Annotated in this window: 15 protein-coding genes; 9 read left to right on the forward strand and 6 right to left on the reverse strand. The window is 73.5% G+C overall.

The window, feature by feature from the left end:
- Positions 1 to 25 precede the first annotated feature (25 nt).
- The 3 genes from ACZ7RU_RS17340 to ACZ7RU_RS17350 all read right to left on the reverse strand — a co-directional run bounded on the left by ACZ7RU_RS17340 (position 26) and on the right by ACZ7RU_RS17350 (position 4,819).
- Positions 26 to 1,516, reverse strand: coding sequence for an FAD-dependent monooxygenase (locus ACZ7RU_RS17340; RefSeq protein WP_470341780.1), 1,491 nt, complete (start codon positions 1,514 to 1,516; stop codon positions 26 to 28).
- Between the two features lie 145 nt (positions 1,517 to 1,661).
- On the reverse strand, positions 1,662 to 3,362 hold the full coding sequence (gene paaN, locus ACZ7RU_RS17345; RefSeq protein WP_470341781.1) for a phenylacetic acid degradation protein PaaN: 1,701 nt from the start codon (positions 3,360 to 3,362) through the stop codon (positions 1,662 to 1,664).
- Between the two features lie 188 nt (positions 3,363 to 3,550).
- Entirely contained in the window at positions 3,551 to 4,819 is a 1,269-nt protein-coding gene (locus tag ACZ7RU_RS17350) for a hypothetical protein (protein ID WP_470341782.1), read from the reverse strand.
- A 155-nt stretch (positions 4,820 to 4,974) separates the two neighbouring features.
- Between ACZ7RU_RS17350 and ACZ7RU_RS17355 the strand changes: the two genes are divergently transcribed.
- Positions 4,975 to 5,559: a TetR/AcrR family transcriptional regulator gene (locus tag ACZ7RU_RS17355; RefSeq protein WP_470341783.1), complete on the forward strand. Its 585-nt coding sequence runs from the start codon at positions 4,975 to 4,977 to the stop codon at positions 5,557 to 5,559.
- Positions 5,560 to 5,577: 18 nt separating this feature from the next.
- Here ACZ7RU_RS17355 and ACZ7RU_RS17360 read toward each other — a convergent pair whose 3' ends face one another.
- Positions 5,578 to 6,039, reverse strand: a complete 462-nt coding sequence (locus ACZ7RU_RS17360) for an Lrp/AsnC family transcriptional regulator (protein WP_387759595.1) — start codon at positions 6,037 to 6,039, stop codon at positions 5,578 to 5,580.
- A gap of 149 nt (positions 6,040 to 6,188) precedes the next feature.
- Here ACZ7RU_RS17360 and pdhA point away from each other — a divergent pair, with 149 nt between their 5' ends.
- From pdhA to ACZ7RU_RS17380, 4 genes are all read left to right on the forward strand, one after another.
- Positions 6,189 to 7,328, forward strand: a complete 1,140-nt coding sequence (gene pdhA / locus ACZ7RU_RS17365; RefSeq protein ID WP_470341784.1) for a pyruvate dehydrogenase (acetyl-transferring) E1 component subunit alpha — start codon at positions 6,189 to 6,191, stop codon at positions 7,326 to 7,328.
- Complete coding sequence (locus ACZ7RU_RS17370; RefSeq protein WP_470341785.1) at positions 7,328 to 8,329, forward strand: alpha-ketoacid dehydrogenase subunit beta; 1,002 nt, start codon at positions 7,328 to 7,330, stop codon at positions 8,327 to 8,329. Before pdhA ends, ACZ7RU_RS17370 begins: the two co-directional genes overlap by 1 nt.
- Positions 8,329 to 9,636, forward strand: coding sequence for a dihydrolipoamide acetyltransferase family protein (locus tag ACZ7RU_RS17375; protein ID WP_470341876.1), 1,308 nt, complete (start codon positions 8,329 to 8,331; stop codon positions 9,634 to 9,636). The genes ACZ7RU_RS17370 and ACZ7RU_RS17375 overlap by 1 nt, the downstream gene beginning before the upstream one ends.
- A 258-nt stretch (positions 9,637 to 9,894) precedes the next feature.
- The gene (locus ACZ7RU_RS17380) at positions 9,895 to 11,490 is read left to right on the forward strand and encodes a globin domain-containing protein (protein WP_470341786.1); all 1,596 of its coding nucleotides are present in this window, start codon (positions 9,895 to 9,897) and stop codon (positions 11,488 to 11,490) included.
- Here ACZ7RU_RS17380 and ACZ7RU_RS17385 read toward each other — a convergent pair whose 3' ends face one another.
- Positions 11,491 to 12,033 (reverse strand): NUDIX domain-containing protein, encoded by a 543-nt coding sequence (locus ACZ7RU_RS17385; protein ID WP_470341787.1) that lies wholly within the window; start codon positions 12,031 to 12,033, stop codon positions 11,491 to 11,493. It abuts the gene before it with no gap.
- A 443-nt stretch (positions 12,034 to 12,476) separates the two neighbouring features.
- Between ACZ7RU_RS17385 and ACZ7RU_RS17390 the strand changes: the two genes are divergently transcribed.
- Entirely contained in the window at positions 12,477 to 12,902 is a 426-nt protein-coding gene (locus ACZ7RU_RS17390; protein WP_387726507.1) for an SsgA family sporulation/cell division regulator, read from the forward strand.
- Positions 12,903 to 12,995: 93 nt separating this feature from the next.
- Here the strand turns inward: ACZ7RU_RS17390 and ACZ7RU_RS17395 are convergent, their stop codons facing one another.
- Positions 12,996 to 13,376, reverse strand: coding sequence for a phage holin family protein (locus tag ACZ7RU_RS17395; RefSeq protein ID WP_470341788.1), 381 nt, complete (start codon positions 13,374 to 13,376; stop codon positions 12,996 to 12,998).
- Positions 13,377 to 13,496: 120 nt separating this feature from the next.
- Between ACZ7RU_RS17395 and ACZ7RU_RS17400 the strand changes: the two genes are divergently transcribed.
- The 3 genes from ACZ7RU_RS17400 (at position 13,497) to ACZ7RU_RS17410 (ending at position 14,905) form a co-directional block, all read left to right on the forward strand.
- The gene (locus tag ACZ7RU_RS17400; protein ID WP_470341877.1) at positions 13,497 to 13,814 is read left to right on the forward strand and encodes a cupin domain-containing protein; all 318 of its coding nucleotides are present in this window, start codon (positions 13,497 to 13,499) and stop codon (positions 13,812 to 13,814) included.
- A 47-nt stretch (positions 13,815 to 13,861) separates the two neighbouring features.
- Positions 13,862 to 14,533: a thiaminase II gene (tenA, locus tag ACZ7RU_RS17405; protein ID WP_470341789.1), complete on the forward strand. Its 672-nt coding sequence runs from the start codon at positions 13,862 to 13,864 to the stop codon at positions 14,531 to 14,533.
- Between the two features lie 171 nt (positions 14,534 to 14,704).
- On the forward strand, positions 14,705 to 14,905 hold the full coding sequence (locus ACZ7RU_RS17410; protein WP_387759609.1) for a DUF5326 family protein: 201 nt from the start codon (positions 14,705 to 14,707) through the stop codon (positions 14,903 to 14,905).
- Positions 14,906 to 14,930 lie beyond the last annotated feature (25 nt).

The raw sequence follows: 14,930 nt of genomic DNA on the forward strand, positions 1-14,930 counted from the left end.
GGCCGCGCGCCCGCCCTGGGGCCGGTCAGGCCGGGGTGCCGAGCCAGTCGGTGAGGGCGGCGCGCAGCTCGCCCTGGCCCGGGTCGACGGAGGCCCAGGCGACGTAGCCGTCCGGGCGGATCAGCAGCACGGTGTCGCGCAGCTTGCCGTGCGGGTCGGCGGGGGCGGCGGAGACCATGCGGTCGGCCCAGGGCTCGGCGGCGACCAGCTCGTCATTGCTGACCAGGACGAACTTCCCGGCGCGCAGCGCCTCGTAGAGCCGCTCGGGGGCGGCCGGGGCACCCTCGACGGGCTTGCTCAGGGCGGTCAGCCGCAGGTCGGGGACGCGCTTGCCGACCTGCGGGTGGGCGTCCTTGGGAGCCGGGTAGGAGATGCCGATGCCGGAGACCAGCTTGGCGCCGCGCTCGGTGATCGGGTCGAGGTGCCCGCCCAGCGCGGTGAGCGCCCCGCGCAGGGCGCGGGTGGGGGCGGACTCGGCGAGCGCCAGCCGGATCAGCGCGCCGGAGGTGCGCAGGACCGTCTTCCCGACCGGGTGCCGCTCGGTCTGGTAGGTGTCCAGCAGGGCGTCGGTGGCATGGCCCCGGACCGCGGCGGCGAGCTTCCAGGACAGGTTGGCGGCGTCCTGGAGGCCGGTGTTCATGCCCTGGCCGCCGGCCGGGGAGTGGCAGTGCGCGGCGTCGCCGGCCAGGAAGACCCGGCCGGAGCGGTAGTTGGGGGCCTGCCGCTCGTCACTGTGGAAGGTGGAGCTCCAGCGCACCTCGTGCAGGCCGTAGTCCTCGCCGAGGATGGCGCCGACGAGGGCGGTGAGCTGCTCGGCCGAGGGGGTGGTGCCGTCCGGGTGGCGCTCCTCGCGGTCCCAGGCGATGACCCGGAACCAGCCGTCGCCGAACGGGGCGACGAAGGCGAAGCCGGCCTGGTTGGCGCCGACGGTGATCGCCTGGGCGGGCTCGCGCTCCAGCCGGACGTCGGCCAGCACCACCGAGTCGACCACCGACTCCCCGGGGAACGGGATGCCCAGCAGGTCGCGGACGGTGGAGTGGACGCCGTCGGTGGCGACCGCGTACGCGGCGCGGTGGCTCCGCCCGTCCCGGGTCTCCAGGGTCACGCCCTCGGCGTCCTGGTGCAGCCCGGTGACCTCGGCGCCGCGCAGCACGGTGGCCCCGGCCTTCTCCGCGCGCTCCAGCAGCAGCCGTTCGACGTTGTACTGCGGGGTGATCAGGACGAACGGGAAGCGAGTGGGCAGCGAGCCGAGGTCGATGCCGAAGCGGTCGAACATCCTCAGCTCGGCGAGCGGACGGCCGGTGGCGATCAGCTCCTCGGCCAGGCCCCGGGCGTCCAGCAGCTCCAGGCTGCGGGCGTGCACGGCGAAGGCCCGGGTGAGGTTGGACTCGGCGGCCCGCTTCTCCAGCACGGTGACGCCGACTCCGGCGGCGGCGAGATCGCCGGCCAGCAGCAGTCCGGTCGGTCCGGCACCGACGATCAGGACATCGGTTTCGGTCGTCGGCTTCACGGCCATGTACTCAGCTCCCGTTGTTCGGAGGACGGTCGGACGCCGTTCCCGGCGTTCTCCCAGCCTCCATCATCGCGGGCGCGGCCGGAGCTGTGAACCGCCGGGCCCCGGCGGTCGGTGACCGCCGGGGCCCGGCTGCGGATGGAGCGGCTCAGGCGTGGCGGCGGATCTCCACCGTGCGGAACCGGTTGGCGACGAACGCGCCGTCGCAGTAGGCCGAGTTGGCGGCCGGGTTGGCGCCGGTGCCGTGCAGGTCGGAGAAGGCCGCGGTCTGGTTGGGGTAGACCCCGCCGGTCAGGTTGAGCGAGAGCGAGACGCCGGCGTCCAGCGCCGCCTCGACCAGCAGCGCCTCCACCTCGGGCGAGGTGGTGTAGCCGGAGGCGGTCATGGCGCCCTTCTCGCGGACCGTGGTGCGCAGCAACTCGACGGCGGCGGCGGTGGATTCGACGGCGACGGCGAAGGAGACCGGGCCGAAGCACTCGCTGCGGAAGACCGCGCGGTCGTCCGGCTTGTCGGCGTCCAGCTTGACCAGCGCCGGGGTGCGGACGGTCGCGCCGGGGAAGTCCGGCGAGGTCACCGCGCGCGGGGCGAGGGCGAGTTCGCCGTACTCGCCGCCGGCCGCGGCCGCCGAGCGCTGGAGCACCCCGGGGTTGACCACGGCGCCGAGGATCGCGGCGGCGCGGGCGTCGTCGGAGAGCAGGCCCTCGATGGCGCCGGCCAGGTCGGTGACCACCTGGTCGTAGGACTTGTCGCCCTGGTCGGTGGTGATGCCGCCGCGCGGGATCAGCACGTTCTGCGGGGTGGTGCACATCTGCCCGCTGTAGAGCGAGAGCGCGAAGGCCAGGTTGCCCAGCATGCCCTTGTAGTCGTCGGTGGAGTCGATCACCACCGCGTTGACGCCGGCCTTCTCGGTGTACACCTGGGCCTGCCTGGCGTGCTCCTCCAGCCAGTCGCCGAAGGCGGTGGAGCCGGTGTAGTCGATCATCCGGATCTCCGGGCGGACCGCGAGGGTCGCGGCGACGGTGCCGCCCTCGTGCTCGGCGGCCAGGCAGACCAGGTTGGCGTCGAAGCCGGCCTCGGCGAGCACCTCGCGGGCGGTCCGGACGGTCAGCGCGAGCGGCAGCACGGCCCGCGGGTGCGGCTTGACCAGCACCGGGTTGCCGGTGGCCAGCGAGGCGAACAGGCCCGGGTAGCCGTTCCAGGTGGGGAAGGTGTTGCAGCCGATCAGCAGCGCGAGGCCGCGTGGGACGACGGTGAACTCCTTGGTCATCACCAGCGGCTCGCGCTTGCCCTGGGGCTTGGTCCAGCCGGCCTGCCGCGGCAGCCGGGTCTGCTCGGCGTAGGCGTAGGCGACGGCCTCCAGGCCGCGGTCCTGGGCGTGCGGGCCGCCGGCCTGGAAGGCCATGCCGTAGGCCTGGCCGGTGGTGTGCATGACGGCCTGGGCGAACTCGTGGGAGCGGGCGTTGATCCGGTGCAGGATCTCCAGGCAGACGGCGGCGCGCTCCAGCGGGGTGGCGGCGGCCCAGCCGGGGCGGGCGGCGGTGAGCGCGGCGATCAGCGCGTCCGGGCCGGCGTGCGGGTAGGTGATGCCCAGCTCGACGCCGTACGGGGAGGCCTCGCCGCCGACCTGGTCGCCGTCGGTGGGGTGGCCGTCGAGGGTGAAGGGCTTGCCGAGCAGGGCGTCGAAGGCGGCCTTGCCGTCCGCCGGGCCGCTCTCGCCGTACGCCTTCGGGAACTCGGGGTAGGGCGACCAGTAGTCGCGCTCGGCGGCGGCGGCGAGCGCGGCGTCCAGGGTGGCCTGGTGGCGCTCGACCAGCTCGCTGACGAGGGGGTGGGTGACCGCTGCGGACATCTGTGCGCTCCTCGGAGGGCCTCGAAAAGCAGGACGGGACACGTCACAGAGTAACCGAACGATCGGTCGGCTCAAGAGGGGCGGCGGAGGGGATCCCGGGAACGCGCGAGACGGCGGGGATCCCCCGGGAACGCGCAAGGGGGCGCGTCCGTGGCGGACGCGCCCCCGTGGGCTCGGACGATCCGGGTCTACGGCACGCCGAGCTCGAAGATGAGGTACCCGGCGTACCAGCCGGAGGCGACCGCCCCGGTGCCCAGGACGGTGGCCAGCACCGGCAGGCTGAGCTTGCGCATCCCCACCGCCAGCGCGATGAACAGCGGGAACACGGGCATCAGGTAGCGCGAGACGTTGCCGAAGATGCCCAGGCTGCCGAGCACCGAGACGATCGTGGCCAACGTGTAGGCGGTCAGCACCAGCGGCGGGCGCAGCCGGACCAGCAGCACGATCAGCACCGGCAGGCTGAACACGATCAGGGTGGCGAGGAGGTCCGGCGCCGGGAAGCCGTAGGGGTAGTCGGCGCGGCCCAGCAGCACCCCGCGGATCGCGTGCCAGGTGCCCTGGCCCCAGTCGAAGTAGTGCATCCAGGCGTCCTGCTGGATCCGGAAGTAGCCGCCCCACTCGCCGGTCCGCCAGCCCACCCAGCCGACGTAGCCGAGCAGGCCGAGCGGGGCCATCAGCATCGCCGCCACCGGGCGCAGGACGCCGCTCTCCCGGCGGTACAGCGCGACGATCGCGGCCAGGCCGACGGCGCCTATCAGGGCCGCCGAGGTCGGCCGGTTGAGCCCGGCGACCAGGGTGATCGCCCCGGCCGTGAGCCACTGCCCGGTCATCACGAAGTAGCAGGCCCAGGCGGCCAGCGCGACGAAGAGGGAGTCCGAGTAGACCGCCCACTCGGCGCCCGAACCCGGGACGATCGCCCACAGGCCGGCCGCGATCACGCCCGACCGCACGTCGCCGGTCAGCTTCTCCACCACGGCGTAGATGCCGGCCGCGGCGAACAGCGAGGCCACCACCGATACCAGCATCCCGGCGCCGTACAGGCCCAGGCCGGTGCCCTCCGAGACCAGCCGCATCAGGCCCGGGTAGAGCGGGAAGAACGCGGCCGAGTTCTGCTCGATGGTGTAGCCGAGCGGGCCGTTGGGGATCGGCACGAGCGCCGGGTGGTAGCCGAACTGGGCCACCTGCTGGTACCACCAGCCGTCCCAGCTGGCCACCACGTCCCAGGGGTTGGCGCCGCCGCCGAACCGGGCCGGCTTCTTGGCGTAGTCACCGGCGAAGGAGAGCAGCTTCATGAAGACGGTGAAGCCGACCAGCTTCAGCACCGCGTAGCACCACACGGCCGGTCCGAACCGGACCACCAGGGCGCGGCCGCGCTCCTGCCAGCTGCGCGCGGCGCCGTCCGGTTCCTCGCTGCGCTGCTCTGGCACGTCGGAGGCGACTGCCGGTATTGCGTTCATCAGCCGTGGACCCCAGTGCTCTGGACGTGAACGGATCGTCCGGAGAGTCTAGGGCCTGCCCCTTGCGGTTGGTGTGGACCATCGGGCCTTCCGGCCGGTGTGGACCGGCGGGCCCCGATCGCGTACCGCCGCGGGCGGCCGGGGATACTCGGAGGATGGCCGATCACACCACGCGCACCGCCTACACCGTGGAGTCACTGCTCGCGGTGACCGTCGACGTCTTCAACGAGCGCGGCTACGACGGCACCTCGATGGAGGACCTGTCCCGGGCGGCCGGGATCTCCAAGTCCTCCATCTACCACCACGTGCGCGGCAAGGAGGAACTGCTGCGGCTGGCGGTCGGGCGGGCGCTGGACGGGCTGTTCGCGATCCTGGCCGAGCCGGCCGCGGTCGCGGGGCCGGCGGTGGAGCGGCTGGAGCACGTGGTGCGGCGCACCGCGGAGGTGCTGCTGGCGGAGCTGCCGTACGTCACGCTGCTGCTGCGGGTGCGCGGCAACACGGCCACCGAGCAGTGGGCGCTGGAGCGCCGGCGGGACTTCGACCACCAGGTCGCCGAGCTGCTGCGGGCGGCGGTCGCGGACGGCTCGCTGCGCGCGGACGTGGAGCCGCGGCTGGCCACCCGGCTGCTGTTCGGGATGATCAACTCGATCGTGGAGTGGTACCGGCCGGGGCTCAAGGCCGCCGACGGCGTCGCGGACGCGGTGGTCCACCTGGCCTTCGACGGGCTGCGGGCGCGCTGACCGTCCGGAGCCGGCCGCTCAGAGCGGCGGCACCTGGTCCGTCTCCTCGAAGACCAGCATGGTGCGGGTGCCGAGCACCTGGGGGATGGACTGGATGCTGCCCAGCACCAGCTCCCGCAGGGCCTTGTTGTCGGCGGTGTGCACCAGCAGCAGGACGTCGAAGTCCCCGCCGACCAGCGCGATGTGCGCCACCCCCGGCAGCTCCAGCAGCTGCTCGCGCACCGTCCGCCAGGAGTTCTGGACGATCTTCAGGGTGACGTACGCCGACGCGCCCTGACCGGCCCGTTCGTGGTCCACCCTGGCGGTGAAGCCGCGGATGATGCCGTCCTCGACCATCCTGGAGATCCGGGCGTACGCGTTGGCCCGGGACACGTGCACCCGCTCGGCCACCGAGCGGATGGAAGCGCGACCGTCCTGTTGCAGCAGCCGCAGGATCGAGCGGTCGACCCGATCGAGCCTGGACGTCTGTTCAGCCGACATGACCCCCCACCCCCACCGTTTGGACGTACTGCCACCAGTCGACCGCCGAACAGGCCGAATGTCCACCACCTTGTCACGCTTCTGGTCAAGATGAACAGACGACCGAACAATCGGTAGGGAGCCCCCGCCACCCCTGGAGGTGCCCCGAGATGACCGTTCTCGACCACAGACACCACACCGGCGTGCCCGGTTGGCTGCCCGGCGCCACCGCTCCGCGCACCGACCCGGCGCCCCTTCTCCCGGACCTCTCCCCCGTCCGGGCGCTCGGCACCCCCGCGCTGGAGAAGTACGACCCGGCCCTGCTGCGCGAGCTCTACCGCCGACTGGTCGTCGGCCGCCGGTACAACCAGCAGGCCACCACCCTGACCAAGCAGGGCAGGCTCGCCGTCTACCCGGCGTCCACCGGCCAGGAGGCCTGCCAGGTCGCCGCCGCGCTGGTGCTCGGCGAGCGCGACTGGCTCTTCCCCAGCTACCGCGACACCCTCGCCGTGGTCTCCCGGGGCGTCGACCCGCTGGAGGCGCTGACCCTGCTGCGCGGCAGCGCCCACACCGGCTACGACCCGCGCGCCAGCCGCACCGCCCCGCTCTGCACCCCGCTCGCCACCCAGGCCCCGCACGCCGTCGGGCTGGCGCACGCCGCCCGGCTGCGCGGCGAGCCGGTGGTCGCGCTGGCGATGCTCGGCGACGGCGGCACCAGCGAGGGCGACTTCCACGAGGCGCTGAACTTCGCGGCCGTGCTGGGCGCCCCGGTGGTCTTCCTGGTGCAGAACAACGGCTACGCGATCTCCGTCCCGCTCAGCGCCCAGTCCGCCGCGCCGAGCCTGGCCCACAAGGCCGTCGGCTACGGCATGCCCGGTCGGCTGGTGGACGGCAACGACGCGCCCGCCGTGCACTCGGTGCTGACCGAGGCGGTCGAGCGGGCCCGGGCCGGCGGCGGCCCGACCCTGGTCGAGGCGCTGACCTACCGGATCGACGCCCACACCAACGCCGACGACGCTACCCGCTACCGCACCGAGCCCGAGGTGGCCGCCTGGCGGGAGCACGACCCGATCCTGCTGATGGAGCGCGCGCTGCGCGGCCTCGGCGTGCTGGACGACCGGCTGGTCCGGGAGGCGGCCGACGAGGCGGAGGCGCTGGCGGCCCGGATGCGGGCCGAGTTCCACGCCGACCCGGACCTGGACCCGATGTCGCTCTTCGCCCACGTCTACGCCGAACCGACCCCCCAACTGCGCGAGCAGGCCGCTCAGTTGGCCGCCGAGCTGGCCGCCGAGGCGGAGGTGGCGGACTGATGGCGACCGCGACACCCGTGCGCACCGCGTCCATGGCGCAGGCGCTCAACTCCGCGCTGCGGGACGCCATGCGCGAGGACCCGGCGGTGCACGTGCTCGGCGAGGACGTCGGCGCGCTCGGCGGCGTCTTCCGGATCACCGACGGGCTCACCGCCGAGTTCGGCCCGGAGCGCTGCCTGGACACCCCGCTGGCCGAGGCCGGCATCCTCGGCACCGCGATCGGCATGGCGATGTACGGGCTGCGCCCGGTGGTCGAGATGCAGTTCGACGCCTTCGCCTACCCGGCGCTGGAGCAGCTGTTCTCGCACGTCGCCAAGATGCGCAACCGCACGGCGGGCAGGCTTCCGCTGCCGATCACCGTCCGGATCCCGTACGGCGGCGGCATCGGCGGCGTCGAGCACCACAGCGACGCCTCCGAGGCGTACTACACCAGCACCCCCGGCCTGCACGTGGTCACGCCGGGGACGGTGGCCGACGCGTACGGGCTGCTGCGCGCCTCGATCGCCTCCGACGACCCGGTGGTCTTCCTGGAGCCCAAGCGGCTCTACTGGGGCAAGGCCGGGTTCGACCCGACGGCGCCGGTCGAGCCGATCGGCCGGGCGGTGCTGCGGCGCACCGGCACCTCCGCCGTGCTGATCACCTACGGCCCCTCGCTGCCGGTCTGCCTGGAGGCGGCGGAGGCGGCGCGGGCCGAGGGCTGGGACCTCGCGGTGCTGGACCTGCGCACCCTGGTCCCGTTCGACGACGAGACGGTCTGCCGGGTGGTGCGCTCGCTCGGCCGGGCGGTGGTGGTGCACGAGGCCAGCGGCTTCGGCGGCACCGGGGCGGAGATCGCCGCCCGGGTCACCGAGCGCTGCTTCCACCACCTGGCCGCGCCCGTACTGCGGGTCACCGGCTTCGACGTCCCGTACCCGCCGCCGATGCTGGAGCACCACCACCTCCCCGGGGTGGACCGGATCCTGGACGCGGTCGCCCGGCTCCAGTGGGAGGACCGAGGATGATGCCCGTCGTACGGGAGTTCCGGCTGCCCGACCTCGGTGAGGGGCTCACCGGGGCGGAGGTGGTGCGCTGGATGGTCGAGGTCGGCGACGTGATCGCGGTCGACCAGCCGGTGGTGGAGGTGGAGACCGCCAAGGCCGTGGTGGAGGTGCCCTGCCCGTACGGCGGGGTGGTCACCGCGCGGTACGGCGAGGAGGGCGAGGAGATCGCCGTGGGCGCGCCGCTGGTGACGGTCGCGGTGGGGCCGACGGAGGGGGGCGTTCCCGGCGTTCCCGGCGTTCTCGGGGCTTCGGACGAGCCCGTCGCCAGGGCCGCGGAGGTCGAGCGGCCGCTGGTCGGGTTCGGGGTCGCCGAGCCGGGGCGGAGCGGGCGGCGGCGCCGGGTCGGGTCGGGTGCTGTTGCTGTGCGGGAGCCGGTCGCTCCGGCGGTTCCGGCGGTTCCGGTCGGGCCCGCGGTGGTGCCGGTGATCTCGCCGCTGGTGCGGCGGCTGGCCCGGGAGCAGGGGGTCGACCTGGCCGCGCTCACCGGCAGCGGGCCGGACGGGCTGATCATGCGCGCGGACGTCGAACGGGCGGTCGCGGCCAGGGTGGCCGCTCCGGCGCCCGCCGGGCCGGCCGCGCAGGACGGCGTGGTCCCGCTGCGCGGGCTGCGCAGGGCGGTGGCCGAGAAGCTCAGCCGCAGCCACCGGGAGATCCCGGCGGCGACCTGCTGGGTGGACGCGGATGCCACCGAACTGATGGCTCTGCGAAGGCAGTTGAACGCCACGCCGGGGCCGAAGGTGAGCGTGCTGGCGCTGCTGGCGCGGATCTGCACGGTCGCGTTGGCGCGCTTCCCGGAGCTCAATTCCTCGGTGACCGAGGACGGTTCGGGCATCGTCCGGCACTCGGCGGTGCACCTGGGCTTCGCCGCGCAGGGCGAGCGCGGACTGGTCGTCCCGGTGGTGCGGGACGCGCAGGGCCGCAGCACCGAGCAACTCGGTGAGGAGCTGGGCCGGTTGACCGAGGCGGCGCGCAGCGGCGCGCTCACCCCGGCCGAACTGACCGGCGGGACCTTCACGTTGAACAACTACGGGGTGTTCGGCGTGGACGGCTCCACCCCGATCCTCAACCACCCGGAGGCGGCGATGCTCGGCGTCGGCCGGATCGTCGCCAAACCCTGGGTCCACCAGGGGGAGTTGGCGGTGCGCGAGGTGACCCAGCTGTCGTTCACCTTCGACCACCGGGTCTGCGACGGCGGGACGGCCGGCGGCTTCCTGCGCTTCGTCGCGGACTGCGTGGAGCAGCCGGGGATGCTGCTGCGGCAGCTCTGAGCAGGGTCGTTTCCGGGCCGGGCGGCGCGGTCGCCCTGGGTGTGCGGAGGGGCACCCAGGGCGACCGCGGACCGAGGAGAGTAGCGCGTTCCGGGCCCGGATGTCCGGGCTTCGCGTGATTCGTCGGCCGGGCCGTCCGGCCGTGCCACGCTGCCTTGGCGTCAGCAGAGACAGGCCAGGTGGCGCAGGTCGGCCGGAGGCGAAACGATTCTCTTGGGTACTCGAAACGTAGCGGTGAAGTCCCGCGGAACAGTCCTGGTGCGCACCGCGCACGGCTCGGCGGGGGTCGCCTCCGTCCCGGGCCTGTCGGAGTCCGCGTCCCTGTCGGAGTCCGCGTCCGGGAAGGGCCCGTCGCGGCGTCCGGCCGTCCGGCCGCCGGTGCCGCTGGACCCGCCGGACCGGCCGCCGGTGGGGACGGCGGACGCGCCGACGGCGGTGCTGCCGCCGGTGCCGGTGCCGGTGCCGCCGGTCTCGCTGCTGGAGCCCGTCCGGCCGGTGATCCCGGCCCGACCGGTGCAGCCGCCGGCCGTCCCCGCGCCCGCCGCCCCGGCCGCTCCCTACCGCCCGCTGTTCGTCGACGCGCCCGGCCCCAACTGGGTCGGCCCGGGCGACCGGTGGAGCGACGCCTGGGGCGTGCGGGCCCCCGCCGGGCAGCTCCAGGCCGCGCCCGTCGCCGCCGCGCTCCCCGCTGCCGGGTGGGGCCGGGGCGCCGACCGGCCGCTCTCCGCCCGGGACGTCGAGCTGGTCCGGGCCGGCCTGGCCGCCGTCGAGCCGGTCGCGGACCGGGCCACCGCGCACTTCTTCGCGCTGCTCTTCCTGCGCCACCCCGAGCTGCGCTCGCTCTTCCCCGCCGCGATGGACGTCCACCGCGACCGGCTGTTCCGCACCCTGCTGGCCGTCGTGCGGGAGATCGACCGGCCGGCGGCCCTGCGCGCCCTGCTGGCCGGGATCGGCCGCGGCCACCGCCGGTACGGCACGCTGGCGAGCCACTACGCCGCGGTGGAGGAGTGCCTGGTGCAGACGCTGGCCCGGTACGCCGGCGGCCGCTGGGACGCCGAGGCGGAGTCGGCCTGGCGCCGCGCCTACCGGATGGCCTCCTCGACCGTGATCGAGGCCGCGGAGGAGGACGCCCGCACCTCGCCGCCCTGGTGGCAGGGCGAGATCGTCCGGCACGAGCGCCGCACCCGGGACGTCGCGGCGATCACCGTCCGGCCGGACCAGGCGTACCCGTTCCGAGCCGGGCAGTACGCCGCTCTGGAGACGCCCTGGTGGCCGAGGGTCTGGCGGCACTACTCCTTCGCCGCCGCGCCCCGCCCGGACGGACTGCTGACCTTCCACGTCAAGGCCGTCCAGGCGGGCTGGGTGAGCAACGCGCTGGTCCACCGGGCCGCACCCGGGGACGTGCTGCGGCTCGGCCCGGCGGCCGGCTCGATGACCGTCGACCACGCGGCCGGGCCGGACCTGCTCTGCCTCGGCGGCGGCACCGGCATCGCGCCGATCCGGGCCCTGGTCGAGGAGGCCGCCGCGCACGGCGCGTCCGGCCGCCGGGTCGAGGTGTTCTACGGGGCCCGCCGGGCCGAGGAGCTGTACGAGCTGGCCGGGCTGCGCGAGCTGGCCGCGCTGCACCCGTGGCTGACGGTCCGCCCGGTGCTGTCCGGCGGCGGGCCGGCCGGTGGCCTGCTGACCGGAGAACTGCCCGAGGTGGTGGGCCGGTTCGGCCCGTGGGCCGATCGTGAGGCGGTGCTCAGCGGACCGCCGGCGATGGTGCACCGGGGCGTGGGCGTGCTGGTGCGCGCCGGGGTGCCGGCCGAGCGGATCCGGCACGACCTGATCGGCGACCTGGCCGCCGGGTGATCACCCGAGATCGGGTGCCAGGAGTGCGCGGATGCCCTCGATGTTGGCCGCCAGGTACGCCCGCAGCCGGGGCGGGACCACGTTCACCGAGGTGACGCCCTCGCGGGTGAACGGCAGCCGGACCACCTCGTACTCGCCGTTGGGGTCGGTCACCTCGGGCCCGTGCCGCCGGCTGAGGTCCATCGAGGCGAGCCGGCAGACGAAGAAGTGCTGCACCTTGACCCCGTGCGGGTGCAGCAGGGTGCCGTCGTCATGGTGGGTGTGGCTGATGGTGTCGACGAAGGCGGGCACCACGTCCACGACCTTGCCGCCGAGCTCCTCGTCCACCTCGCGGTGCAGCGCCTCGACCACCGTCCGGTCCTCGCGCTCGACCCCGCCGCCGGGGGTGATCCAGTACGGGTGCGGCGAATCCGGCCGGACCCGCCGGATCAGCACGATCGAGGCCGGGCCGTCCGGATCGTCCGGATCCAGCTCCAGCAGGATCGCCCGCGCGGTGCGCTTGACGACCGGGCGCGGTGGCGGAGTGCGGTTCTCGGGATCCATGGCCACCTCCGGGACTGGCGCGTTGTGCGGGAGTCTCCCGCGCCGGGGAGGGGGCGAAACCCGGGGAACGGGTCGAAACACGCCGGGAACGGGTCGAAACGCCGACCTGGTCGGGTGCATCCCTTCGGGACCCCGCTGTGCTGCAATGAGCAGCCATCGGGCACACGGGAGGCTCCGCTCCGCATGCCCGTGCTGGGCAGGGACCTGTACGAGGGCCTCGGGCCGGGCCGTCGTTCATTCTCTGACCGGACTTGGTCTAGACCGATCCGGATTCGTTCACCATTTGAAAAAGCACGCCTTGTCCATCACATCCGCAAACATGGACGATGGTGATCGAACGTGGATTGGTTGCATAAACCGTCACAAAAACCGTCGAAACCATGTCCGGCCGCCATCGGACCAAGCGAACCGACGGCGCGGGCTGAACGAGAGGTACTGGCGCCATGCAGCACAGCACAGTCCAGGGTCACCTGGTGATGAACCTCGTGGTCTCGCACGAGCTCTCCTTCCGCCTCCCGGTGGACCTGGCGTACGAGGCCGACGACCCGTACGCCGTCCGGCTCACCTTCCACCTGCCCGGCGACGCCCCGGTCACCTGGTACTTCGCGCGGGAGCTGCTGCTCGACGGGATCAGCGGGCCGGCGGGCGAGGGCGACGTGCACATCCGCCCGGTCGGCGAGGAGCTCTCGGAGGTCCGCATCGTGCTGCGCTCGCCCGACGGCGACGCCCTGCTGTGCGCCTCGTCCGCGCCGCTGATCGCCTTCCTGGCGCGCACCGACCGGCTGGTGCCGATGGGTCAGGAGTTCACCGGGCGGGACATCGACGCCCAGCTCGCCGACCTGCTCAAGGGGCGTGAGAACGCGGGGTGAGCGGTCCGGCAGGCGACGCAGGGACGAGGAAGGGGCCCGCACCCGGTGGAACACCCGGGCGCGGGCCCCTTTCGGCCGTCCGCACGGCACCGGTCAGTCGTCGTCCAGGGCCAGGTGCAGACCCCACGACACCAGGCTGATGATCAGTGAACCGACCAGCGCCGAGACGAAGTTGTTCACGTGGAAGTCCAGGCTCAGCTTCCCGGAGGCCCAGGAGGTGAGCAGGAGCATCAGGGCGTTGATCACGAAGGTGATCAGGCCCAGCGTGAGGATGAACAGCGGGAACGAGAACAGCTTGACCACCGGCTTGATCAGCCAGTTCACCACGCCGAAGACGACGGCGACGCCGAGCACCGTGAGCGCCTTGTGCTGCCAGTCCGCGTTCCCCTGGGCGAGTTGGATGCCGCTGACGATCCAGGCGGCGACCCAGATGGCCGCCGCGTTGATCAGTGTCTTGATGACGAAACCCTTCATGCCGCCCAAGCCTGACAGGAACCCCCGTCCCGGCGGAACCACCACACGGCGGGGTGGTGTTGAATGCCCCTGGTCCGGGAGGTGGACGGACCGGTCCGCGAACGAGGGAGGACGGCGGCGGTGAAGCTCTTCCGGCTGGACGAACTGGACGCCGAACGGGCGGCCAACGACGGCGCGTACCTGCGGTTCCTGCGCGAACCGCGGATGTCCGCCGGACTGTACGCGCTGGCCCCCGGCGACACCGACCCCCAGACCGCGCACGACCAGGACGAGATCTACCAGGTGATCAGCGGCCGGGCCGAACTCACCGTCGGCGCCGAGACCGCGACGGTCGGGCGCGGCACCGTGGTGTACGTGCCGGCCGGCACCCCGCACCGGTTCCACCACGTCACCGAGGAACTGCGGGTGCTGGTGGTGTTCTCCCCGCCGGAGGACTGAGCGCCCGGCCGCCGGGGGGTGCGCGGCCCGCCGGTTAGGGTCGCGTCATGAGCACCAAGACGCTGACCGAAGAACTCTGGGCGGCCATCGAGCCGGTGTACGCCGAGATCCTCGCCCACCCCTTCCTGGCCGGGCTCACCGACGGAACCCTGCCGCGCGAGGCCTTCCGCCACTTCGTCGTCCAGGACTCGCACTACCTGCGCGACTACGCCCGCGCGCTCGCCGTCTGCGCCGCCAAGGCGCCCGGCGAGGAGGACGTCCGGGCCTTCGCGGACGACGCGGTCGGCGCGCTGGCCGCCGAGCAGGGCATGCACGCCGAGTTCCTGACCGCCTTCGGCGGCAGCGCGGCGGAGGCCGCCGCCGAGCCGGTGCTGCCCACCACCCGGGCCTACACCAGCTACCTGCTGGCCACCGTCTACGGCGGCTCCTTCGCCGAGGCGGTCGGCGCGGTGCTGCCCTGCTACTGGATCTACGCCCGGGTCGGCGAGGCACTGCTCGCCCAGGGCTCGCCCGACCCGCTCTACGCCAAGTGGATCTCCACCTACGGCGACGAGGCCTTCCAGTCGGTGGTCCGCCGGGTGCTGGCGCTCACCGACCGGCTGGGCGAGGAGCTCTCCGCGGCCGAACGCCGCAGGGTGGTCGAGCACTTCGTGACCACCTCGCGCTACGAGTGGATGTTCTGGGACGCCGCCTGGCGCGGCGAGCGCTGGCCGGTCTGAGCGACGGAGCTCGGGGGTCACCCGGGGGGTCGGGATCGGGGTGATCTCGGGGTTCTCTCCGGGCCGCCGGGCCTCGTTCCGGCACTTGCGCCACCGTACGATCGAAGTACCGAAAGCAAGCGGGATGCGGCACCGGACGGCGGCCGACCCGAGGGGAGAAGAGGAACCGACATGGCTGAGCTCTGGAAGTCGCTGCCCTCCTGGGTGCGCAACATCGTCATCCCGGTGCTGGTCCTGGTGCTGGCCTGGAACGTCGTCGCCTTCGTCTTCGGCGTCGTCGGCGCACTGCTCTCGATCGTGATCAAGCTGCTGGTGGTGGTCGGCATCGCGGCCGCCGTGGTGGTCCTGGTGAAGAAGGCCGCCAGGAGCTGACCCGCCACCCCGCAACGCCGCCCTG

Source organism: Kitasatospora sp. NPDC114501 (genome assembly GCF_055633695.1).